This window comes from Arthrobacter sp. SW1 (genome assembly GCF_001766675.1).
Taxonomy (GTDB): Bacteria; Actinomycetota; Actinomycetes; order Actinomycetales; family Micrococcaceae; genus Arthrobacter.
The window spans coordinates 1-23,843 of sequence record NZ_MJLT01000002.1 but is presented as its reverse complement, the minus strand read 5'-3'; the positions used below and the strand labels follow the sequence as shown (position 1 = coordinate 23,843).

The following is a 23,843-nucleotide window of genomic DNA, read 5'->3' as shown; positions in this document are numbered from 1 at the left end:
TTGGGCGTATTGGCGGAGGCGCCGGCCGCGTGGGAGTGATGTCAGCAATGAGTAAGCCGTTACGCATGCCGTGCAGTCAGCCTTATGGCCGCGAGGATGAGTGCGGCACTAGCGATCGTTGCACCCGCGATAAGGAGAGGGTTGTTCAAGCTCGCGACCGCAACACCTGTGTTCGGCACGCCCGGTGTGTCAGTGGCCGGTGCGACGTGTGGCTGGACCAAGAAGGAGTTGCTAGCACCGTTGTCGTCGGCGGCTGTCAGGGTTATGGCCGCGGTAAGCGCGTTGGGGGTATGGACGCTCAGCGAGGTGTCGCTGTTGACCGTGAAGCAGGCCACAGTTGGATGGGCAGGGCACGGCGAGGTGGCGATGACCTCAGAGCCAAGCGTGACCGAGGTTGTACCAAGAAAACCTGCACCGCCAGCCGTGATCAGGGTACCTGTGCCACTCGGCGTGATAGCGGCCGCTGAGATGACTGGCGGTTGGATGGAGGCCAGCTCGAGGCGAGCAATAGTGCTTCCAAAATATTCAGTGAACCAGAGGTTGCCGTCAGGTCCGAACGTGATCTTGGCAGGATTGGAAAAGGCAGTCGGAAGCGGGTATTCGGTGAACGTGCCGTCCGGCGTGATTCGACCGATGTTGTTGCCCTGCAACTGCGTGAACCAGAGGTTGCCATCCGGAGCAGCAGTAATACCTATGGGATAACTGGAAGCTGTTGGAATGTCATATTCGGTCATCGTCCCGGAAGGTGTAATTCGTCCGATCCTATTGCCGTTTGCCTCGGTGAACCACAAGTTGCCGTCAGGTCCGGCAGCGATACCGTATGGGCTACTGATGTCGGCCGGAATCAGATACTCAGTGATCGTGCCGCTCGGAGTCATTCGACCGATCTTATTACCGGCGTATTCGGTAAACCACAGGTTGCCGTCGGGTCCGGACGTGATCATGGCAGGAGCGGAAAAGGCGGTCGGAACCGGATACTCAGTAATGGCGCCACCTGGCGTGATCTTGCCGATCTTATTGCCAGCGCTTTCCGTGAACCACAGGTTGCCGTCCGGAGCAGCAGTGATACCTATGGGATAACTGGAAGCGGTTGGAATGTCGTATTCGGTAACGGTACCGCTCGGGGTGATCTTGCCGATCTTGTTGGCCCTATTTTCAGTGAACCATAGGTTGCCGTCCGGCCCGGGGGCGATGAATGCAGGGCCGCTGTCAACAGTCGGAATCGGGTATTCGGTGATGGTACCGCTCGGTGTGATTCGGCCGATCTTATTGCCGTTCGCCTCGGTGAACCACAAGTTGCCGTCTGGGCCAGTGACGATGCCGAAGGGTTGGCTGTCGCTGGTCGGGGTCGGGTACTCGATGATCAAGGGGCTCGCCCACGCGGCGCTGGGAAGCAGGACCGTCACGACAGCCGCCAGCAGGACACCTCCTCGTATCAAGCGCCCTAGTGCCTTTCCTTGAAGCCGACTCCCTGAATTGCTACATAACACACCCGCCGTTTCCATATTTTGATTTTCCCGATTAACTTTTTCTACCATTTTAACAGATTGATGAATGAATGTGATGGGTAGAAATTACAACAAACGAGCGATGCCGCTCGTTTCCGGCGCGGTTAAAAATATGGCATTCGTCTTGAGCTTGGAACTGCCGTTGAACGTACTCCCCCATTAAGAGAGCATGCATTTTGGCCGACCAGCTCATAAAGCACAAGGGTTCCTGCCACTGAACTACTTGTCGTAATTATTTGCGACCGCCGCCCTCATGGCTGTCCCTCTGGGCATCCGTGTGGGCACAGCCTAGGGGCGGACTAGGGTCCACGCTGCAATCACGCCGGTGACTGCCATTGCTCCAAACGAAACAGCGCGGGACCAGACAGACAAACTTGAAGACACGCGTTCAAATGAATCTGAGGACGCACGCGAGGTGTTCCGGATCGTGATGTCCGCCAACTCTATACGGGATTCGATCTGTGGGATCCCGTCGCATAAGTACGATCCATGGATGCTGAATCCCTTAGGCAGGAGGGACGGCGGGAGTACCAAAGAAGTTTCGCCTGAGGCATATTTCAGGCGGGCGCCTACCGTTTCCATGCTGGTGGATTGTTCAATCTCGCCCAAAATCGGAACGTTCAGCTCGATGATCACCGGCTTATTTCCGTCGAAGCTGGTTGACGAAATATCTGCTCGGCCGGTTGATGCCATTCGAACCGTGACTAGGTACGGGTGGGCCAGTGGCGAGCCGTCGTAAGAGACGGCCAGCTTGTCTAAGCCTCGGATCTTCGAACTGACCAGCGGTGAGGCCGTCACCTCGTAAGCGAACTCTCGACGAGGATTTCGTTTCCTGTCGAGGTAGAACATCACACCGATTGTGATTACTGCCACGACGACGGCAGCGATCGCCCACATTTCGCTCATGACAAAAGGGTAACCACGCCCGACTGAACCAGAGGATTGCATGCAATCCAAATCTCATGTTCCCGTGGAGTTGAAGCCAGCCCATCGGGGTTCCGTCGCAAGACCAGCCCGGGCAATCACAGCTTCCGGTAACCGAACCGCAGCCAACCGAGGCAGCAGACCAAGCCGACGAGGAGCTGCAAGGCCAAGTCCGCGAGGAGTCCCAAGCCTTCCGGCCCGCTAGTCCCTTCGAGCCGTAGAGACCGACGCCATCAGGCGTCCACTTTCCTACGCTCTCGAAAGGAGCGCCTAATGTTTGAGAACGAAGCCCAGCGTGAAGCTGCGCTCGTCGAGGCCAAGGCAATGGAACTGGGCCGGGACCTGACCGAGTCCGAATCCGCAGAGGTCGAAGGCATCACCAACGATGCCAAGGACTTTGACCGCACCAAGCGCCAGCTACGGGGGACCAACCTGTTGAAGACCATCGGCGGGATGGGCAGCTCGGGCGCGGTCCAGCAGCAACGGCACGTGGACCCACAGCGGCCCGTCCGGCGCGGGCGTCCAGTACCTCGACCTCGGCTCGAAGCCCACAGCGAAAGCCTTCACGGCGACGTCGGGCATACCTCCGATGGGTTCCAAGGCCCTTGTGACCACCGGCTCTGTCGTGGTCGATGTTCCGATGATCGGGGATTTGCCGATCACCCTCGGGCGACCTATCCGCTCGTTCCTGCAAGCGATTCCCACAGTCGTCCGGCCCGCGTCCTAAGCATGGCTCCAGCAGACCGTCCGCACCGAGAATGCCGCCATCGTTGCCAGCGGCGGACTGAAGCCGACCAGCGTCGTCACCCTGGTCCGCAAGGAAGGCAAACTCAGGGTGTCACGTCGGGACCAAGAACCGCGAAGAAGGCCGCGTCGACGGATTCGACTGCGGCATTCGCGGCGTTGACTAGCATTTGGCCGGCCGCGGGTGATTTCGAGTGCTTTGGCCCGCGTGTCGGATGGGTATGGAAGGCGTTGCATGTGACCGATGGATTCAAGCGCCCGTAGCACCTGCGACGTCATCAAGGTACTGCCTGCGCCAGCAGTGTGGAACGGCATACCGTCACGTGCCGTGCGCGAGCGACAATAGATCACCGACCTCACAGTCGAGCACTTCACAGATCGCAGTGAGGGTTGAGAACCGGATTGCTTTGGCCCGGTCATTCTTGAGCACGGACAGATTGACCAGGCTGACTCCGACTCGCCTACTTAGCTCGGTCAGGGTCATGTCGCGGTCCGTCAGCAGCTCGTCCAGGTGACAGTGAATGCTCGATAGTTCTTCCGCCGGCATCAGACCAGCCCCTCGGTATCCTTCTGCAGCCGGCGGCCATACTCGAAGACCCCCGCAACCAGTAGCAGGGCGATGCCCAGCATCAACGGGCCGGTGTCGAACTGCGCCGAAAAGATCAGGGACTCTCCCGGGGTCCGGGCATTCACCCCGATCATTTCGGAAATCCTCTTGCGGGCGGCGCTATCGAGGACCTGGCCGGACGTGCCGACTATCGCAAGGACCACTCCGGCCGCCCCGACCATGTGGGCAGACATGACAGTAAAGAGGGTCCCGCTCTGAAGCCGATAGGCAAGCAGGAACACGAGCGCCAGTATCGTCAAAATCCCAAACTGGTCGAGAACGCCCGCCCAGGCGAGCTGCACAGCCGGACCAGAGGGCAGGACCGGAATCGTTGCTTCAACTGAGGTGAAGTGTCCCGCGGCCTCCAATGACAGACCGGGAGCCATGTGATGCGACGTGGCCACCGGAAGCACCAGCGTTACCGGGCCGGTAAACAGCACAACGGCGCTGGACACGGCGGTGACAGTTGTAACGACCGCCGCAAGGGATGAGGCGATCATCAGGATGATTGCATCGGCTCTCGACACAACATTCTTCGGGCCGCCACCAGCCAACCTGCGAATGTGTTTCATGACCCTCCATATCGATATTCGTTATTAACGATAATCGTTAATCTAGGAGTGTTGCAGCTGCTGGTCAACGGCATCCCAGCGAAAGCTCGTCTCTAGCCTCTTGGGAGAACCCACCTTGCCGAGTGGTCGGCAACTGCCTTGTCATCCGGTGATTAGCGCGGGCGGGCAACCCCTCGAAGACGGGTTGGCGTCGAGGTCAGCGGCTCCGACGGAATCACGGTGCGCAGAGGTTGCGGCAATACGGAGCTGGCGCTTCGGGAGCACTTAGATGACTGAGCGACGGCTAACTTGCTAGTGCATTGGATTGTGGCTGGTACTGAGACCTGCGCCGCCATGTCAGAGGACGCGACTGCCGGCATAGGGCAGCTGCACTGCCCTGGCTTTTCCGAACCGCTAAGGGTGCGCGCATCAGTCTGAACACGAAAGGTTGCCATATGGTTGTTCGCTCGGAAGGCTGTCCTCCGGGAACTCCGAACTGGGTTGAAGGCCGGTTTGACGACGCCAAGGCCGCCGCTGGCTTCTACGCAAGACTCTTTGGCTGGAAAATCGTAAAGTCCGACTCTGCAGGAGAGACCTATTACGAAGCGTCCCTCGGCGCTTCCGCAGTGGCAGGCATTCGCTCCAGACAAGAAGAAGAACACATGCCGCGGCCTGGTTGGATACCATATTTTGCCGTGGCCGACCTCGACTCAGCCTCCAACAAGGTGGACGGGGCCGGTGGCCATTTCCTGATCCCGCCATTCGAGGGGTTTGGTAAGACTCGCGCTGCCGTGGCGATCGACAACGGTGGAGCGACGTTCGGTATGCGCGAGTCGAGCGAGGGGCTTGATCGTGTTCGCGGTCCCGGCACCATGCAGTGGAACGAGCTCCATGCCCGGGACTACCAAAGCGCTCGCAACTTCTACGCCGAGCTCTTCGGATTCAGCTATACAGAGATCGGCCACGGCACGGAGTTTGTAAATTCAACGATCGAACGCGCCTCAGACGGACGCACGGTTGGCGGAATCACGTATGAGGACACGATCCCCGATGAGGGACCCGCCTATTGGCTGCCCTGGTTTCAGGTCAGGGATCCGGCTATCACCGCGGAGCACGCTACTTCATGGGGCGCCCGGCAAGTCCTTCCAGCCACCGATAGCGCCCTTGGGCGAATCGCAATTCTACGCGGCCCGCAAGGAGAATCCTTCGGAGTATTCAATCGCTCACTAGGCCAGAAGTACGACGACGGAATCTAGACGGCCAAGCCACGCCACCTCTCTCTTTTCAACTAATAGCCGCACTAGATCGAACGCAGGCCGCTCGTGAGAGATTCGCCGCCGTTTCCCGTCAGAGCCGCAAAGTGATGGCGTGCTTGCCTCCGATCCCAGCCCGGCGCCACGCAGAGCAGTACCACCAGGGCACGTAATTCCCCACTGCCCGCCACCTACTCACCATTCCCACGAATAATGTACCGGGTGGGCAGCTGCCCACCCGGAGCACGTTGGAGCTACCCCCAGGCAAGATCGTGCGGAAATTCGTCGCTTGAGACCCGGCGGATTCTGCGGCCAGCAATTGACCCGGCTGGCCGCACCGGGTCCCTTCTGCGTTCGAGCAGCGCGCAATTGTCCAACCGCATTGCACCTCGGCGAGCCCGAAAGACGCACGCCAGCGCTCGCTGCTTTGCTGGGGTCTCGGGGTGCGCCACGACAGCGAATCCGACAGCCTGTCATTGACCCGTGCCCATGACTCCGCGGGCGCTTGCACGCGAACAGGAAACCTCCTTCAAGCCTTAGGCAAGTCGCGCCCGTAATCCAACCGGCCGGGGCAAGCTTGCTTGCACGCGGCCGCCTCCGGGCACATTAATAAACACCACCGGGCAGTCGGGGCGTGATTGAATCTGTGCTAATTCAGTTCCCTCAGTATTCGGCCCTCACCTGCTACACCTCGTTAGCACGAGTGGACGGTGGACCGGGCCCCCGGCTCACGGACCGCTAAAAGAGCGTTTGCCGCTACGGAGGTGCGCTACTTAACTACTTAATCCGAAAAATTCCGGCTCGCAGACGAAAACAGGCGCGAAAACGAAATTCAGCATTGTCGCGGCCCAGCGCCGGACAGATCAAAGCAAACCGGCGCCATTCACCTGGCTGGGCAACAGGTCTCTCTACTGAGGACGATCCCCTGCGCGCCACTGATTTTCGCTGAGCAGATCATCTACGTGGCGTAGACGACCCCTAGCGTGACTTCCATGATGGCTCAACAAAAGCGAAGTTCTAGCGCGGACAGGACCCGTAGCGCGCCGACATCCAAGGCCGCCCGTGTAGGGGTGTTCCTTGTTGTCCTGGTTGCGCTTGTGCTGGCCAATTTGGGGGCACTGCCTGCGACGAACACGGCCCCTGCGGTGGCTCTCCCAGGCCTTCCGGGAACCCCTCAGCCCGGAACCTTGGTTTACAGCGAGGACTTCTCCAACATGAGCGCGGCGGCAGCGCCTATCGCCATTGGCTCGTACACCGGTGGGGCTGCTGCACAGCTTGAGCAGTACACAGCCGACGCTGCTTGGAGCCCCGGCGCAGGAGCGTGCAACGGGTGGATCATGCGCAAAGGGACGCCGCTGCCTTCGTCCGCCATCTGGCCCAATTACGACGAGTGTGGCCTCAACAGGGCTTTCACCAACCTCGGCAACCTTGCTTTTGCCATGGGGAAGTACCAGGGCATGACCGACACACAGGCATCGGTAAACCAGATCCTGAGCGAGTACACCAACAGCCCCTGGGGAACCCAGAGTACCGGAACCCAGCTCCAGACCCGGCGGAATACGATCCCGACGATCGCCGGCCACTTTTACGCCGTCTCGGCCATCTTTGGGGAGACGAACTGCTTCGCCGCCCACGCCAAGCAGGAGTTCGCCATCCTGGTCAATGGCTCTGCCGTCGTGGTCGGATCAAATCTCGATCCTTGCACGGACCCAAGCCGTAAGGGATACGACCAAGACCCCATCACCGGCGTCTACAACACATATGTGTCGAAGCTTCAGTCTGGAGCCATTCAGGTTCCAGTGACGGGGACGCTCCCGACGCTCGGCATCCGGGTCCGGAATCTGACGGCTACCGGCGAAGGCAACGATGTCGGCTTCGACCTGCCCCAGCTGGTGGACGTCACCCCACAGTTGGACAAGGCGTTCGTCCCCTCCACCATCCTCCAGGGCCAGACCACCACGCTGACCTATACGGTGACGAACACCAGTGATCTGCAGGCTAAGAACGGCTGGCATTTTGTTGACACCATTCCGGCCGGCCTAACCCCGACTGGTGCCATCGGCGGCACCTGCACGCGCACTGCATCCAGCATCTCGGGCCGCACCATCGACGTCACTGGCAATATTGCCCTGGGCAGTGCTTCGTGCACGGTCACGGTGACGGTGACCAGCAACACCCCTGGCGTCTATAACAATTCAGGCTGCGTTGCCAACGACGGAACTACCATTCCGAACTGCACCAATAACTTCTCCACCATTACCGGCCTGTACGGCCCAGGGACGGCACCGTTGACGGTCCGGCCTGTCGTGGATCTGACCATCACCAAGGACGACAACCTCAGCGCCTACGTCCCCGGCCAACCCATCACCTACACGGTGACAGTACACAACAACGGACCCAGCGACGCAGTCAATGCCATCGTCACGGATCCCCTTCCCACGGCTCTTCAGAACGCCACATGGACTTGCGCCGTTGCCGTGCAAGGGACGTCGAATCTTCCGCCGGCGGGACCAACCTCCTGCAGCCCCAACGGGACCGGCAGCATCTCGGACACAGTGCGGATCAACACCGGTGGCACCATCACCTACACCATCACCGGAACCGTAGCGTTGGGAACAAGCGGGATCCTGTCCAATACGGCCACGGTGAAGCCTGCCGCGCAAACGGCCATCCCGAACATGCCAGGCGGCGGGCCCATCCCTGTACCGGGATCAACGACGCTTGTTCCGACTTCCGATCCGGCGTGCCCCCCGTCCCCCGGAGCTGGATGCTCCGCGACGGTGACGACACCTATTGCACCCGAGTGGACCATCTCCAAGACCGCCTCGGTTAACGGCACTCCCTCGAACGGACAGTTCGTCAATCCGGGCGACACGATCACCTATACCGTCACTGCACGTAGCACGCGAGGCCAGATCGATGGCGTTGTTCTCAAGGACCAACTTTCCGATGTCTTGGATCAGGCCACGTTCGTCACAGGCTCGGCGGCACTGACCATCGGCGCCGCGGCACCCGTTCCCGTTGCCGGCCCGGTGGCTCCTTCAACCGTCTTGACAACCCCTGCGTTCACGCTGCCCGCTGGCCAGACGGCAACATTGACCTACAAAGTCGTTGTCAACAGCGGGGCCTGGAGTGCTCGGCTTGTCAACGTTGTGACCGGAACAGGCAGTGTCCAACCCACAAGATGCGTCACCAGCACCAACCCGGTGGCTCCCGAGTGCACTACTACGCATTGGACAACGGCAAAGGTTCTCGTTGAAAAGATCGGCGAGTCGTCCGAGTCCTCTTGGGTGCCCATGGCGGGTTCTACCTGGGCTGTCCACAGCGACAACGGTGGGACCCCCGGTGCTGTCATCACCAGCCCGTCAGTGACGCCGGTTTCAGGCCAGACTGGACGGTTTCAGCTGGAAGGCATCCAGCCCGGCGTTTATTGGCTCGAAGAAACCAAGGCCCCTGCCGGTTTCAGCCTGCTGGCCGAGCCTGTGCAGTTCACCATCGCAGCCAATGGAACGGTGAGTCTCGGCGGTGGCGCCGGCGGGTCGGTGGTAACAGCCGCTGACAGCGATGGGGACGGGATTTTCCTCATTACGGTCCGCGACGTTCCAGCACTGAAACTGCCCGAATCCGGTGGCCCCGGAACGTGGCTGTTCACCGCAGCAGGCATCGCCGTTCTGCTGGCTTCGGCCGGCCTGGGAATTGCCGGCGTCAGGCGTCAGCGCTAAACGGACCCGGGCGAAACCGCACATCGCGCCCCACTAGACCACCGAAGGCACAACAGCCTTCGGGGAATCCCCGCCACGAAGAATCACTTCGAGCATCAGCACCATCAATAGGAAATGAGGATAAGTTGAGCAATCAAAGTTTTGGGCGGCTTGTGAAAGCCGCCGCCGCGACCATGGCTGGGGCGGTGTTTGCGCTCACGGTCCCCGTCAGTGCGGCCTCTGCTGCCCCTGTCGTAGATGACAGCCAGCTTGGATCCATCACGATCCATAAGTTTGAGCGCCCGAGTACACCCACCGGACTGCCGAATAACGGGACCGCCGTCGACACCACCGGACTGACGCCGCTCGCGGGCATCGGTTTCACGATCCAGCAGGTCAACACCATTGACCTCTCGACCAACGCGGGCTGGGACGCAGCGCACAACCTGAGCAGCGTCTTCAACCCAGCAGACCCTGCCGGGTCCATCACCGGCGCCGGTTACACCCTCGGCACCGGAGTAACCCAGACTACCGCGACGGACGGTACGGCGGCCTTCGGCAGCTTGCCCGTGGGCCTCTACCTGGTCACCGAAACCAGCTACCCCTCCGGCGTCACTCCCTCGGCACCGTTCTTGATCTCCGTCCCGCTGACCGACCCGAACAACCAGAACAACTGGATCTACGACGTTCACGCCTACCCCAAGAACTCGGTTACCGGGGCAGAAAAGACGGTCACGGACATTGATGACGTCAAGCTTGGCGACCAGATCGAGTTCACGATCACCGGCGACATCCCCAACGAAGCAGTCATCGACGGCTACAAGATTGTGGATCAGCTGAACACCAAGCTCACCTACGTCGGCGCCGTTGCCACGCTCGTCGACGGCAGCGCAACCCTCGTCGCCGGCACCGACTACAACGTGATCTTCGACGCGGCCACCAACACTGTCTCTGTTGAATTCACTGACGCAGGCCGGGCCGTGCTCGCAGCCCACAACACCACCAAGGTCCAGGTGGTTCTGACCACCACCGTCAATGCAATCGGTGAAATCGCCAACGTCGCTTCGGTGTACCCGAACGCGGCCAGCTTCTCCATCGCTCCGGGCCAGCCTGGCGGTCCCGTCGTCACTCCCCCGGTTGAGACCAAGTGGGGCGAAATCACGCTGAAGAAGATCGACCAGAACGGTGCGGCCCTTGCCGGCGCTTCATTCTCTGTCTACGCCACTGAGGCCGACGCTCTGGCAGGAACCAACCCGATCACGCTTGGCGGGCAGACCGTCTTCACCGTTGCCGCCGACGGCACACTGACGATCTCCGGTCTGCGTTACTCGGATTTCGCCAATGACGGAACCGTGACCCCGCGCAACTACTACCTGGTCGAAACCACCGCGCCGGACGGCTACGAACTGCTCGCCGAACCGATCGCCTTCCAGGTGAACGCCACCACCACTGTCGCCGGTGTTGACCTCAATGTCACCAACACGCCGTCCAACGCAGGATTCCAGCTTCCACTGACCGGTGGCGCGGGAACGGGTCTGCTTTACGTTGCTGGCGGCCTCATCGTCGCCGGCGCCGGCTTGCTGTTCTTCCGCTCACGGCGCACCAGCGAAAACTAAGCCCGGCGCCAGCCCGGACTTAGTCCAATGACGGGCGGGGGGCGGAACGCGGTCTGCGTTCCACCCCCCGTTTCGTCACATACACGCGCAAACCCTGCAGGAAAACCCGATGACTCAGCTCCACCCGCCACTCCGACGCTCACAGAGGAAGTCTCGCCGCCGATGGAGCAAACAACGCATTCTCATTGTCTTGGCCACGGTCGTCGGCGTCGGAACACTGCTGTACCCCACAGCCGCTTCCTGGTTCTCTGACAGAGTGCACGCCACGGAGATCAGCGGATACGTTGATTCCGTGAAGAACATCGACCCCAAGGAACAGGAAGCCATGCTGAGTGCGGCCCGCTCTTTCAACGCCGGCTTGCCGTCGGGGCCGCTTCGTGATCCTTATGCCTTGGATCAAGATGGGAAACAAACGGTCATCGGAGCTGGATCCGATGCCTATAGAAAACTGCTTGCTGTGGGACCAAGCGGAATGATGGGACGCATCAGCATCCCCTCCATCAAAGCCGATCTCCCGATCTTTCACGGCACAGACGAAACCACGCTCTCCAAAGGGGTGGGACACCTTTTCGGCTCTGCCCTCCCTGTTGGCGGTGACAGCACCCATGCCGTGCTCACCGCCCACTCTGGTTTTGTCAACGCCACTTTGTTCGATCACTTAGACCAGGTCACCCAAGGAGACATCTTCAGCATTTCTACCCTGGGCGAGACGCTGTACTACAAGGTGGACCAGATCCAGAAAGTCCTGCCTGAAGAGACCGATGCCCTTCGCAAGATTGCGGGCAAGGACTATGTGACGTTGGTGACCTGCACTCCAAAGGGCGTAAATAGTCATCGTCTGCTTGTCAGAGGTGAACGCGTTGAGGCTCCTCCGGCCAACGACGGTCAGCGAGTCCTACCAAGCGCTACGGCGGATCCAGGCTTCCCGTGGTGGGCCCTCGCCCTTACAGGCACTATCGTCCTGGCTGTCCTGGCTACTCGGCAGGGTAGGCGCCGAAATGGCCTCCGTAAAATCTCCACTGAGGATCAGCCACGGGTCGATGCTCCTTAGGGACAAGGCAAAGTCCGCCCTACGCTGGCGGCCAACCGACAGATTCGAACAGCTCGCATTCACAATGAAGCGATCTCCACTTCGACGACCTAGCCCGGACATCAGCGGGCATTCGCTCAATGGCGACCTAACCCCTGACCTCGCAATCTCACCCTGCGCAAGGAAAAGAATGGCAACAATTACACAGAAGATCGACGACCTCGACGGCGGGATTGCGGTGGAATCCGTCCGGATCGAACTGGATGGCGCGGTGTTTGAACTCGACTTGTCTGAATCGAATTTGGAAACACTCCGCGCCGTACTCGCACCCTATATCCTCAAGGCAAGAAGAATCTCACGGAAGAAGAGTGGAGTTACATCTTCTTCCGCGGGATTCGATCGCCTTGTACGCCAGTGGGCAGTCGCAAACGGACACCGCGTCAATCGACGAGGCCAAGTAGCACGTCACCTCAAAGAAGCCTATCTAAAGGCACAGTCCACAGACTGACGCAACATCGGTCTCGCAGCACCAACCGGCACCACTTTCCGGGGGTCGAGCACCTGGCAGATCTGGGCTTGATGCTCCGAGAACAACACAGCGGGTAATACGCGTAGACCGGCCGAACCGGACCGCAATTTTTCCGATAGCGCCTGTCTCGGAAGACGCAGCTCCGACCTCGTAACGAGAATGTCAGTTCCTCCCCATATCAGCACCTGGCGCCATACTGTTGCTATGACTTTAGCGGCGTTCCCAGGCGGTCGCTGAGGCCGCTCTATTCGCCTGGAAGGAGCCTTGCGCCTTGTTTGAACGAGAGATCGCTCAAGTCTTGGACTACGTCGCCCAAGGCTATGGAGTAAGAGTCGTCGGCGTCCCTGGTAGTGGACGAACGACAGTGGCGCGGATGCTTGTGACCGCTTTGGAGGATCGCGGCACGAATGTCTATAGCGTTTTCGCGATCCGGTCGTTGAAGACCGTGCCGTACGCAGGAATTCTCTCGATGGGATTTGACCTGCGATCACGTACTCTCGGGATTCTCGGGATCGCAGAGGAACTCACCCGGCAACTCCTGCGCAAGGACCTGCATGCCCTTGTCGTGGATGGTATTGACGACCTCGACCGTGAGTCCCTCGCCATCGTGGATGTGGTCCATCGACGGACAGGGGTTCCATTGATCGTCACTACCGACGGTGGACCGCTTCGGCAGGGTTCCGCTGCCGCGCTCCTTGAGCAATGGCCGCAAGCAACCGTTGCACTCAGTTCTCTGCATTACGACCAGGCCAGCGGACTCATTGCCGAAATTCTCGGAGCGCCGGCTGACGTGGATACCACCGCACTCATCCTCACAAAATCAGGCGGCAACTTGCGACTCATGGTGCGCATCTTGGAATCCGCCAGGCTAAGCGGGCGCCTCGTACTGAAGGGAAGCCTCTGGCACCTAAGAAGCGGTCAGAACTTAACAAACGAACACCTGTCCGGGACCATCGAAGCACTTCTGCACGGCCTCACGTCAGATGAGGCACGGGTGCTTAGTCTCTTGGCCCTCCGTGGGCCTTCCCCTGTCTCCGAGATTCAGGCTGACGCCGGTGAGGACAAGCTTGGAACGCTCGACGCACTCGAGCACCGCGGCCTCATCTCGGTAACGGCGGGGCCTGATGGCAGGCTGTTGGCTTCGGTATTTCCGCCCATTGTCGAAGAACATCTCCGCGCGCATGCCCGCTCAAAGAGAAAGATCCTGCGCAGTTCCATACCGGAAGGCGCGACGTTAGAACTCGAATCAGGATCATCCACGGATCCCGCGATCGCACTGGCCGCTCTCAGGGGCGAAATGACCGGGAACCATGCTGCGATGGCCCGTCATTTCCAGAAGGGCCTTGAAGCTCTCGAAGAACTGCACTATGGCCGTTGGAACAGTGACCGCAGCATGGCCAACGCCGTTTCATTCCTTCGAGTCTATTGGGGAGCTCCGGTAAATCGCCGGCGAGTTCTGGACGTGTTTGAACACACCGACTCCGCCGGATCCGATCCGGCCGATCTTCTGTTCTTCATAATCACCCGTTCACTATGGACAGTGCTCGACGCGGGCGATCTGCCCGCGGCGATGCAGGCCTTGGACCGGTTCGCAGCTGAGGAACCGGAATGGCAGTCGGAGATTCGGGCCTGGTCGTTGTTCCTCGATGCCTGTTACAACCGAATGCCTGGGGACTGGGACGCGGTCCTAAATGCTCTTCCGGCCGGGCACCTTGACAGCGGCGTAATTCTTGTTGTCCGCGCCTTGCTTGAGTTGTTCAGGTTCAATCCCGAAGCTGCTCTTCACACGATCGACGCAGCACCTGCTCCGGACACACTGCCCCGATACGAGATCCTGGTCCGTGGACTTGCTTTGTTCTCATCCGGTCGGACAGACGAAGCACTAGGTTACGCACTAGACCGCCGACGCGACGCATTGGAGCGAATCGATCAGTTCAGCCTCGTGGTCAGCAGCTACGTTGCTGCGCTCGCGCTGCTGTATCGGGGCCTGTTCGACGAAGCCGAGTACCTTATGGGATGGGCCTTCTCGCTCCGCCGACCAGGGTTTCTCCTCGGCTCAATCTACAACGCCATGCTTCGGCTATCTTCCCTTCGCACAGGAGCAACGTCCCCTTCGCTAGGAGAACAGGCCGGCACCGAGACCCGTGAGGTGGGGCCGCTGCCCGCAGTAGGTACCGGTGTTTACAACCTTGTCGCTCGGCCGCCCACAGATGCTGACAGTTTCGACCGCGCTGGCGCACGCCTCGTGCAAGACCACATCGAGCATGGCTACACCTTTGAGGCCGTCTATTCCGGGCTGATCCTTCTGTGCCTCTTTCCCGGTACCCGTCTGAAGCACACACTGAACGGTGTTCTTCAAGACATGAACAACACCACTCACCGCCAGCTGCTTCAAGTCGCTGAAGCTGCCATTGAGGGAAACACGACTCACCTCGACACGGTTCTTGAGGATTACACGAGCGACGAAGACACATACCAGATTGCAATGCTCCTCCAAGGGGCTGTCCGTCGGCACCGCGCCTCCGGGAGTCTGGCCGTTGCCGCTGCCATCGAAGAGCGCGCCCGTCGCTTCGTTGACCGTTTCGGTCCTGAAGGCACATTCATTCCCTTTGCGCCCGTGTCTGACGCATCACTGACAGCGCGTGAACGAGAAGTGGCACTCCTCGCCGGACTCAGCAGTAACGCCGATATTGCCGACAAGCTGGGCCTCAGCGTGCGCACCGTTGAGACCCATATCTCAAACGCACGCCGAAAGACCGGGGCCACTACCCGCTCACAACTCTCCGCGATGGTGCGGGCGAGAAGTTCTTAAGCATGGCTGCAGGCACAGGGTTCTGTCCGATTGGCGCCTATGGTCGCTACTAAGTCTCCTCTTCGTCAGCGAACCCCACGGTCGCTGGCGAAGAAGGCTCCAATCGACGCCATTCAGAGCAAGTACCAGTTTGCCGACCGCGCTTGCGCAACCAAACAGCTGGCAACCAAAGACAACCCACACAAACGACGACAATCACACCTGATATGACTGACATGACAGCAAGCATTGCAATTCCGAGAACAGCCGTTCCCAGCAGCACAGCAACGTCCAGGTCCACCTTCGGCTCTCCTCACTATGTCTAGAGACTTCGCGCGGCAAGCGACCGTCCCCTCGAATGGACCCGGCTCTCAGGAAAACCCGCCCTCGCGGTAATCGCGGCGCACCTCAGAAGAAGCCATGGGATCCACTCAGATGCAACACCTGATTCACATAGACCACGTTGCCACGACGCTACAGAGTGTTCTCAGCACTGAGAGACCACCCCATCGTTTCCTCCGTGGAAGACAACACGGATCACTTCTCCTCAGCGTCTGTCGGACCCCAGCCAGGTCCGAATTCCGTATTTTCCGGAACCCGACTCATACGTACCCACCTAGTTCAACGTGCACCAGCACTGAGGGAGGATCGCTCTTCCTCTCGGAGGACCACCCACGCCTGCGCGAAGAGGCAATGCAGTTGGAAAGTGGCCCTACATTCCCGCACCAACTGCGTAACAGAATGCGACCGATCCACGCTCACTCCGGCTGCTGACACTTAGGTGCAACACAACGTGCCACTGAGATGGGTTGACTTGGTTGTAGCTTCGCCTTACATGCAGCGGGGGCTTTGCAAAGCTAGACGGCCCCACGCCGAGAATGATGGGGTCTGAAGTTGTTTGAGAAAGAAATCAGCCTGGTACTTAGCTATGTCAGCCAAGGACTGGGAGTTCGAATTGTCGGCAGGGCCGGAAGCGGCAGAACCACAATCACGAAGCAAATCATTACCCAGCTCGAAGAACAAGGGGTGAAGGTTCACAGCATATTCGCCATTCCACACCTCCAAACAGTTCCATTCGCAGGAATCGCTTCATTGGGCCTTGAACTCCGGTCACGGCCTGCCGGAGTTCTTGGCCTTTCCGACATACTGTCCGAACAACTGTCAAGACCGGGGCCAAGAGTTGTAGTCGTCGACGATATCGAAAGTTTGGATCGTGAATCGCTCTCGGTCCTTGACATCGCCCAGTCGAACGCTCGGGTTCCCCTCGTCGTCACGGCAGGCCGGGAGCCGTCGCCGTCCGGCTCCCATGCTGTGTCTACCATGGGGCGATGGTCCCAAGCGACGGTGAATTTGCCACCCCTGCAATACGAACAGGTCAATTCCCTCATCAATGAAATGCTTGGCGCGCCTGCGGATGTGGAGGTGACAGCCCAGGTGCTCGCAAAATCCGGCGGAGTGTTGCGGCTGGCTGTACGTCTTGTTGAAACCGCTGTCTTAAGTAACAGACTCACTCTCCGGAAAGGTCGGTGGCGTCTCAACGGACCAAGCCTCGTCAACGAGCATCTTCTCGGCACTCTTCAAGCACTCATGCACGGGTTACGGCGAGAAGAAGTCCGGGCTCTGGAGACGATCGCGGCAATCGGTCCCGGAAGCGTTGATCGACTGACCGCTCTTATCGGCAACGAAACCCTCGACACTCTGGAAGGACGAGGCCTGGTCTCCGTCGTCCAGGCCGAGGACGGGGCTCTACTTGCATCGGTATTTCCACCGCTTCTCGAAGACTTCCTGAAGACGCAAGTAGACGCCTCCCGGAAAATCCTCCGGAAGATGTTGGCGCCCTCATCCCCGTCGTATCTGCACAACTCAGCCGCAGACTCGCAGGCGGCATCGGCTCTTGCTGCTCTCAGAGTGGAAATCGCCACAGGCCAGGCCGTGGAGGCCCACGTCTTTCGCAGCCGACAAAGGGCCCTGGAGGATGAGCGTTACGGGTTTTGGGAAACAACCCGCAGCCTGGAGGATGCCGTGGGGTTCCTCCAGGTCTACTGGGGCGGCCCTGTTGATCGAGACCGCGCCCGGTACGTGTTCTCCCATACAGAGAAGACCAGCGGCGATCTCCAGGACCTCCTCCTTTTCACAATGACACATGCGATGTGGCTAATAACGGAAACCGGCGACGTGTCAGAGGCGACAGCCCTCCTGGCTCAACTTGCTGCTTCGGTTCCTACATTGGCGCCCGACGCAACAGCGTGGTCCGTCTTTCTGGAAGTCACCTACGATCGGGTCCGGCCCGATCTGGACAGTATTCTCAACTTCCTGACCCAACAAGCCCCATCAAGCGATGTTCTTGCAGCGGTAAAGGGGCTAGTCGGGCTTTACCGCTTCAACCCAGATGAAGCAAGAGACGCCTTTGAGCCGGCAGGGGAAACAAAGAGGTTCCCTCGCTTCGAACCGCTTGTGCACGGACTGGCCATGTTCATCAACGGCCGTGTTGACGATGCTCTGAGTCATGCCCTCGCTGGACGCAAAGCGGCCCTCCGGGCACTCGACCAGTTCAGTGTGGTGGCGCACAGCTATGTTGCTGCTCTTTCCCTGCTGCACCGCGGACTGTCTGAAGAAGCCGAATACATCATGGGATCGACATTCGCTTTAGGCCGCCCCGGATTTCTCGTCGACGCACTCTACAACGCCATGTTGAGGCTCGCCTCCCTCCGTGACAAAGCAAGAGCCAGATCACTTGGGGCACAGGCCGGGTCGTCAGCACGGGATGTGGGGCCACTTCCTGCGGCCGGCAAGGGTCTTTATGACCTCGTAACCGTCCCGGTGACTGACCTCAAGGATTTCGAAGAGTCCGCAAACAGACTTATCGACCAACAGCTTGACCACGGGTACATTTTCGACGCAGCGCATACAGCCCTTGTATCATCATGCTTCCTCCCGGCGACGTCACTTCTTGAGCGACTCCGGAGCCTTCTCGAAAAACGCAATGTTGCCCAGCACGACGCTCTGTTGCAGATCGCGAAAGCCGCGCTCGATGCTAACCTTCCCCAGCTCGAAGAACTCTTGGCTGCCTACACGCCCGACGGCGATACTTACCACATCGGAGAGCTTCTGCGGGGCGCAGCTAAGCGTCATCGACTCGCCGGGATGCACCTCACTTCGGCACAAATTGAGAGGGTTCTACATGTCTTCGCGGAGAGATTCGCCTTGCGTAATCTCCTGTCACCAGTAGAGAACGAAAGCCTCCGTGCATTATTGACCCCTAGGGAGAACGAGATTGCATTGCTGGCGGGGAACCGTAGCAACCATGAAATCGCACAACTTCTCGGACTAAGCGTGCGAACGATCGAGACACACATTTCAAACTCGCTCCGCAAGACAAACACAGCGAGTCGGAAGCAGCTAGCCGTCTTCGCACGCGGCGAGCAACCCTCGGCCAACAAGGCGTCCATGTAGCTGGGACCGAGCCAACCACGGACCTCCACAATTGGGCACATGCTGAGTAACTTCGCTCCGAAACTACCGACTGCGTGTTTCAATCCCGACGGCGCGCCCGCAATCTCAACTTGATTGTCCAGACCGGGACGACAAGCAATTCCGTCAAGAGCAAACCAATGGAGGCTGGGCCTCGGTAGACCATCACAAGAGTGTCCAATGCACAGGATCCAAGCTGGTGCCAGCGCCACAAGCCAGGCCCCAACTAGCCACCACATACGCCCAGACTCCTGCACCACCGGGGAAAGGAAAGAACACCAAACCAAGCAGCCAGCTCAAGAAAGTGCGGCACCGAAAGACAAAAGACCCCGAGAGGGCCATCCCAAGACGTCGAGGCTGCACTCGGCTGTCAACCGGCTCCTGAGCTGGGACAACATGTACCGGAGGTGGGGGCTCAAACCGTGGCTCCCAGGCCCCTAGATTCCGCCCTCCTCAGAAACATCGGCAAAGTGGACCAGTCCGGTCGACGTTACGGCCCAGTCCGATGGCAACGTGTGGACAGAGTCTTCCTTTTTCTCCATTCCGAAGATCGGCGGCCGGTTGCCAGCTCTGCATTCCGCAGGCCTTGGACGGCCGCGAGGTCCAGAGCTGGTTCCGGCAACCAGGTGGCTGACGCCGGACGGATCCTTCGTCGAAAATGGTCCGGTGTAAGCGGAGCTCGTCAGGCGCCGGCGGCCGTGGTGCCGCCCAGTACCGGAACCATCTTCCACTGGCCGTCCGCGGCGGAAGCTTCGGCGGCGGACACTATCGCCGCTGCGGAGGCGGCGTCGTGGATGTTGGAATTCAGCTGCTCTCCTCCGGTGACGGCCACCAGGAACTTCTTCGCCTCGATCACTTTCAGGTCGTCAAAACCCATAGCGCAGCCGGGTCCGGGCTGGAAGCGGGAGTAGTCTCCGTACCTTGGGCTGCCGATCACCGTGGTGTAGCCCTGTTCGTCATTCTTCCGACCCAACACGACCTGCAGTTCATTCATCCGCTCGAAGTCCCACTTCAGAGAGCCCTCGGTGCCGTAGACCTCGATCCGGTAGCCACAGTCCCGGCCCACCGCCACCCGTGAGGATTCAATCGTTCCCACCGCCCCTTCGCCGCCGGCACCGGCCGCGAAGCGGACCAGCGCCGCAGCGTAGTCCTCGTTCTCCACCTGACCCATCTCACCGCCTTGGATCACCGCGAAGTGGGTGCTCTGGCCCATCGCCACTTTCGGGCGCTCGGTATGGATCGTGCTGGTCAACGCCGTGATGGCCGAGATGGGGCCGACGACGTACTGGCACAGGTCCGCCGCGTGGCTGAACAGGTCGCCCAGTACCCCGCTACCTGCGAGCGCGCGGTTGAAGCGCCAGGACAGCGCTCCGTTGGGTTCGGCCGAGTAACCGGCCATGAATTCGGCGCGGACGTTGGTGATGCGGCCCAGCTTGCCTTTCGCCACCAGTTCCCGCGCATGCTCGACGGCGGGTGCGTGCCGGTAGTTGAACCCGATGGAGCTGTGGACACCGGCTTCGATTGCGGCGCTGCGCACCGCTTCGGTCTCCTCGATCCCCCGGCCAACAGGCTTCTCGACCCAGAAGTGCTTGCCGGCCTTCGCCGCAGCGATGCCGATCTCAGCGTGCAGGAAGTTCGGTGCGCATATAGAGACGACGTCGACCTCCGGGTGCGCGAGGACCTCGCGGTAGTCGGTGGTGCCCTCCGCGAAACCCAGGACGTCCTTAGCGTAGTCAATCCTGCCGGGTTCGGTGTCCGCGGCGATGACTAGCCGGGGACGGATCCCCAGTTCCGGATACACCAGCGGCAACTGCGTATAAGCCTTAGCGTGCAGCTTCCCCATCCAGCCAACGCTGATCAGGCCTACGCCGACATTACGGATTTCAGGGAACATGGGGCTTGCCTTTCAGCCGTCGGAGGAGTGCGCGCCACGGCGGTGAGGCGCGCCCACGTAGAACGCCGGACGATCATATGGAACGCAATTTTGTCCTGTCAATAGGACCTGTATGCCGAGGGAGCGATGGTGTTGAGCACTCATTTATGGCGGGTTCTCCATGAAGAAGATCGTCACAAATGAGCCCTCAACTCCCTGCGGGCCGACGCCTACGCGTCGACGAGGGCCTTGGCATTCTTGAGGACCGTGGCTGCGATCTCCAAGCCCTCGATGCGGCCCAGGGACACGTCCTCGTGCTCGATGTTGACCATCATGTCCGGGTCCACCTCTTGCAGGGCCCGGAGGAACTCCGACCAGTACGCGGTGTCGTGCCCGCGGCCGAGCGCCACGAAGTCCCAGGCGGAGTCCTTGGGCCACTCGTTGGCCCATTCGTCGCCACCGAGGTTGGTGCGCGGCTCATCCGGGGAGAGCCGGCGGAAGCGGTTGTCCAAAACGCCGTACAGCCGGGCATGTTCCGTGTTGACCCGCACGTCCTTGGCGGCGGCGTGGAACACCAGGGGGCCGAGCTCGCGGACTACGGCCACCGGATCCATCTGCTGCCAGAACAGGTGCGAGGCGTCCAGCTCGACGCCGACATTCGTGGCGCCCGTGAGGTCGACGAGCCGGTACACGTCCGCGGTGTTGAAGACCAGGTTCTGCGGGTGCAGTTCGAGGGCGACCTTGACGCCGTGATCGGCCGCGAGCCGGTCCGTTTCGCGCCAGAACTTTGCCGCCACCTTCCATTGGTAGTCCAGCACGTCCAGGGCCGCGGAGTTCCAGGCGTTGACGATCCAGTTGGTCACGCTCGCACCGGGTTCGCCGCCGGGAAGCCCGGACATCGTGACCACCCGGTCCTGCCCCAGGCGTTCGGCCAGCCGGATGGATCGGCGGACGTCCTCGGCATGCTTTTTGCCGATCTCCGCCTTGGGGTGCAGCGGGTTGCCGTTGCAGTTCAGCCCTGCGATGGTCACGCCGGTTCCTTCAAAGACCGCCAGGTAGTCGTCCCGTGCGGCGTCGCTGACGAGGATCTGGTCCATGGTGGGCACGTGGACTGCGGGCAGGAAGCCGCCGGTATTGATCTCGATTCCCGTGAGGCCAAGGTCAGCGATGACCTTGAGGGCATCCCCAAGCGGGCGGTCGTGGAGGATGGCGTTGTAGACACCGAGTTTCATGCGCCTGTCCTTAGAGGCTGACGCGGGTGCCGTGTCCGGCAGCCGAGCGGGCAACGGCGTCGAGGACCTGCATGTTGCGCAGGCCTTCAGCGAAAGTGGCACAGCGGGGAAGCGATTCCTCCTCCGGGATTCCGGCGACCTCCTCAAGGAAGGCCCGGGCCTGGAACGTGAAGGCCTCGTTCTGGCCGAAGCCGACGCCGGGCGCGTCCATGGGCAGACCGCCGGCGAGGTAGGGGTGGCCCGGGCCGAGCAGGACCTGGCGGAAGCCGTTCTGCTCGTAGGGGCCGTGGTTCAGGTACAGCCCGATCTCCGAGGGCCGGTCCTGGTTGAAGAGGGCGGCGCCGTTTTCGCAGAAGATTTCGAAAGTCAGGGAGTTCGGGTGGCCGGCGGCAACCCGGGACACCTCGAGGCTGCCGATGCAGCTTTCGAATTCCGCGGAGAAGGTGGCGTAATCATCATTCTCCACTTCCTCGAAGACATCGCTGACGGCCGCATGGTCGTGGCCCATCACGGTGCCCAGCGGCAGAGGCCGCTTCGTGATCGCGGTGTGAAGGCTGCCACCGGAGACGGCCTTGGTCTCTCCACACAGGAATTCGGCGATGTACGTCAGGTGGCTTCCTACGTCGGCCAGGGCGCCGGAGCCTGCCCCGCCCTTATAGCGCCAGCTCATCGGCGCGTCCGGGCTGCAGGAATAGTCGGTCCAGTAGCGGCCGGAGAAGTGCAGCGGCTTTCCCAGCGTGCCGTTGCTGACAAGTTCGCGGATGGCAGCAATCCCTGGAGTGCGGCGGAAGGTGAAGCCGATGCGGCCCAGGACTCCGTTCTCCTCGGCTGCACGGGCGGCAGCTGCCATCGCTGCCGCATTCTCCAGGGTGTCCGAGAGCGGCTTCTCGCACAGCACGTGCTTGCCGGCGGCAAGGAGGCCCTCAACCACCTCGCGGTGCAGGGAGTTGGCGACCACCACAGAGACAACGTCGATATCATCCGCTTCCGCGATGGCCTGCCAACTGGAGTCATGGCGCTCGTAGCCAAAGCGATCGGCCGCGGCCTGGCCGAATCCGGCGTTCACGTCGCCGATGGAGACGAGCCGGATCTCCGGCAGGCTTGGAGCAAAAACGGTGCTCGCACTGCGGTAGGCCGCGGCGTGGGCCTTCCCTGCCATTCCGGCACCGATGACGGCCACGCCGAGGGGCTTGTTCATGGGGTTCCTCCTTTGGAATCCAAGATGGGCTCGCCTAAATTTGGAGCGCTCCAAACGAGCGTAGGACGCTAAACTTTGTCCTGTCAATGCATCAAGGAGGCTTCATTTGCAGCAGATCCCACGAGCGGCGGCCCCACCGGCACCCAAGGCCCCGGGCCGCGGCCTCGCCACGCTCGTCGCGGCCGCGTTTTTCATGGAGTTCCTCGACGGCACGGCACTGGCTACCGCCCTGCCCGCAATCGGGCATGACTTCGGCATCGCACCGGCCGATGCGAACGTAGCCATCACCGCCTACCTGCTCGCCGTCACCATGGGCATCCCCGCCAGTTCCTGGCTGGCCGAACGGTTCGGCGCCCGGCGGGTCTTCTGCACCGCAATCGCCGTCTTCACCTTGGCCTCCCTGCTGTGTTCACTCAGCCCCGGCATCTGGGAACTGACGGCCTTCCGCGCCCTCCAGGGCTTCGGTGGCGCCCTGATGGTTCCGGTGGGCACCCTGGTGGTCCTCCGCGATACCCCCAAGGAGCAGCTCTTCAGGGCCACCGCCTACCTCGTGTGGCCGGGGCTGGCGGCACCCGTCCTCGCCCCTTTGGTGGGCGGCATGCTGACGCAATACCTCTCCTGGCACTGGATCTTCCTGGTCAACCTGCCCCTGGGGGCGGCCGCCTTCCTCGCCGCACTGCGCCTGGTGCCCCGCGGCGGCCACGACCGCAGCCGCAGGATGGACTGGCCCGGCCTCGCGCTGGCCACCCTCGGAGTCGGCGCCTTCGTGGTCGGGCTCGAACTGCTGTCCGGCCACGGCGGCGGCGCGGAAGGCA

Annotated in this window: 16 protein-coding genes; 9 read left to right on the top strand and 7 right to left on the bottom strand. The window is 60.8% G+C overall.

The features are described from left to right. Positions 1–59: 59 nt before the first annotated feature. Entirely contained in the window at positions 60–1,367 is a 1,308-nt protein-coding gene (locus BIU82_RS20015) for a hypothetical protein (RefSeq protein WP_216098987.1), read from the bottom strand. Between the two features lie 429 nt (positions 1,368–1,796). Beyond that, a complete protein-coding gene (locus BIU82_RS03245) occupies positions 1,797–2,414 on the bottom strand; it encodes a hypothetical protein (RefSeq protein ID WP_139146483.1) in 618 nt (205 codons plus the stop codon). 291 nt (positions 2,415–2,705) lie between these two features. On the opposite strand from BIU82_RS03245, the gene BIU82_RS19565 reads away from it, so the two are divergent. Further along, positions 2,706–3,440 carry a hypothetical protein gene (locus tag BIU82_RS19565; protein ID WP_139146482.1) on the top strand — a complete coding sequence of 245 codons (735 nt, stop codon included), beginning with the start codon at positions 2,706–2,708 and terminating at the stop codon, positions 3,438–3,440. 55 nt (positions 3,441–3,495) lie between these two features. Here BIU82_RS19565 and BIU82_RS03240 read toward each other — a convergent pair whose 3' ends face one another. Further along, positions 3,496–3,723, bottom strand: a complete 228-nt coding sequence (locus BIU82_RS03240) for a helix-turn-helix transcriptional regulator (RefSeq protein ID WP_070348037.1) — start codon at positions 3,721–3,723, stop codon at positions 3,496–3,498. Beyond that, the gene (locus tag BIU82_RS03235) at positions 3,723–4,355 is read right to left on the bottom strand and encodes a hypothetical protein (protein ID WP_070348036.1); all 633 of its coding nucleotides are present in this window, start codon (positions 4,353–4,355) and stop codon (positions 3,723–3,725) included. Before BIU82_RS03235 ends, BIU82_RS03240 begins: the two co-directional genes overlap by 1 nt. A 434-nt stretch (positions 4,356–4,789) precedes the next feature. Here BIU82_RS03235 and BIU82_RS03230 point away from each other — a divergent pair, with 434 nt between their 5' ends. From BIU82_RS03230 to BIU82_RS03205, 7 genes are all read left to right on the top strand, one after another. Beyond that, a complete protein-coding gene (locus tag BIU82_RS03230) occupies positions 4,790–5,590 on the top strand; it encodes a VOC family protein (RefSeq protein ID WP_139146481.1) in 801 nt (266 codons plus the stop codon). Between the two features lie 1,184 nt (positions 5,591–6,774). Then, positions 6,775–9,309 carry a SpaA isopeptide-forming pilin-related protein gene (locus tag BIU82_RS03225; protein ID WP_171906482.1) on the top strand — a complete coding sequence of 845 codons (2,535 nt, stop codon included), beginning with the start codon at positions 6,775–6,777 and terminating at the stop codon, positions 9,307–9,309. Positions 9,310–9,461: 152 nt separating this feature from the next. Further along, entirely contained in the window at positions 9,462–10,904 is a 1,443-nt protein-coding gene (locus BIU82_RS03220) for a SpaH/EbpB family LPXTG-anchored major pilin (protein WP_290439146.1), read from the top strand. A gap of 109 nt (positions 10,905–11,013) precedes the next feature. After that, positions 11,014–11,955, top strand: coding sequence for a class C sortase (locus BIU82_RS03215; RefSeq protein WP_070348033.1), 942 nt, complete (start codon positions 11,014–11,016; stop codon positions 11,953–11,955). 169 nt (positions 11,956–12,124) lie between these two features. Next, entirely contained in the window at positions 12,125–12,442 is a 318-nt protein-coding gene (locus tag BIU82_RS19230) for an Lsr2 family protein (RefSeq protein ID WP_074466399.1), read from the top strand. Positions 12,443–12,734: 292 nt separating this feature from the next. Beyond that, positions 12,735–15,275, top strand: coding sequence for a LuxR C-terminal-related transcriptional regulator (locus tag BIU82_RS20115; RefSeq protein WP_070348032.1), 2,541 nt, complete (start codon positions 12,735–12,737; stop codon positions 15,273–15,275). Positions 15,276–16,148: 873 nt separating this feature from the next. Next, the gene (locus BIU82_RS03205) at positions 16,149–18,707 is read left to right on the top strand and encodes a LuxR C-terminal-related transcriptional regulator (protein WP_139146479.1); all 2,559 of its coding nucleotides are present in this window, start codon (positions 16,149–16,151) and stop codon (positions 18,705–18,707) included. Positions 18,708–19,407: 700 nt separating this feature from the next. On the opposite strand, the gene BIU82_RS03200 is transcribed toward BIU82_RS03205, so the two are convergent. The 3 genes from BIU82_RS03200 to BIU82_RS03190 form a co-directional block, all read right to left on the bottom strand. After that, positions 19,408–20,619, bottom strand: a complete 1,212-nt coding sequence (locus BIU82_RS03200; RefSeq protein ID WP_070348030.1) for a Gfo/Idh/MocA family oxidoreductase — start codon at positions 20,617–20,619, stop codon at positions 19,408–19,410. Between the two features lie 209 nt (positions 20,620–20,828). Beyond that, the gene (locus BIU82_RS03195; protein ID WP_070348029.1) at positions 20,829–21,830 is read right to left on the bottom strand and encodes a sugar phosphate isomerase/epimerase; all 1,002 of its coding nucleotides are present in this window, start codon (positions 21,828–21,830) and stop codon (positions 20,829–20,831) included. A gap of 10 nt (positions 21,831–21,840) precedes the next feature. Further along, a complete protein-coding gene (locus BIU82_RS03190; protein ID WP_083292164.1) occupies positions 21,841–23,028 on the bottom strand; it encodes a Gfo/Idh/MocA family oxidoreductase in 1,188 nt (395 codons plus the stop codon). Positions 23,029–23,134: 106 nt separating this feature from the next. On the opposite strand from BIU82_RS03190, the gene BIU82_RS03185 reads away from it, so the two are divergent. Then, positions 23,135–23,843: MFS transporter (locus BIU82_RS03185; protein WP_253182669.1), on the top strand; the 709-nt coding region annotated here is incomplete at its 3' end.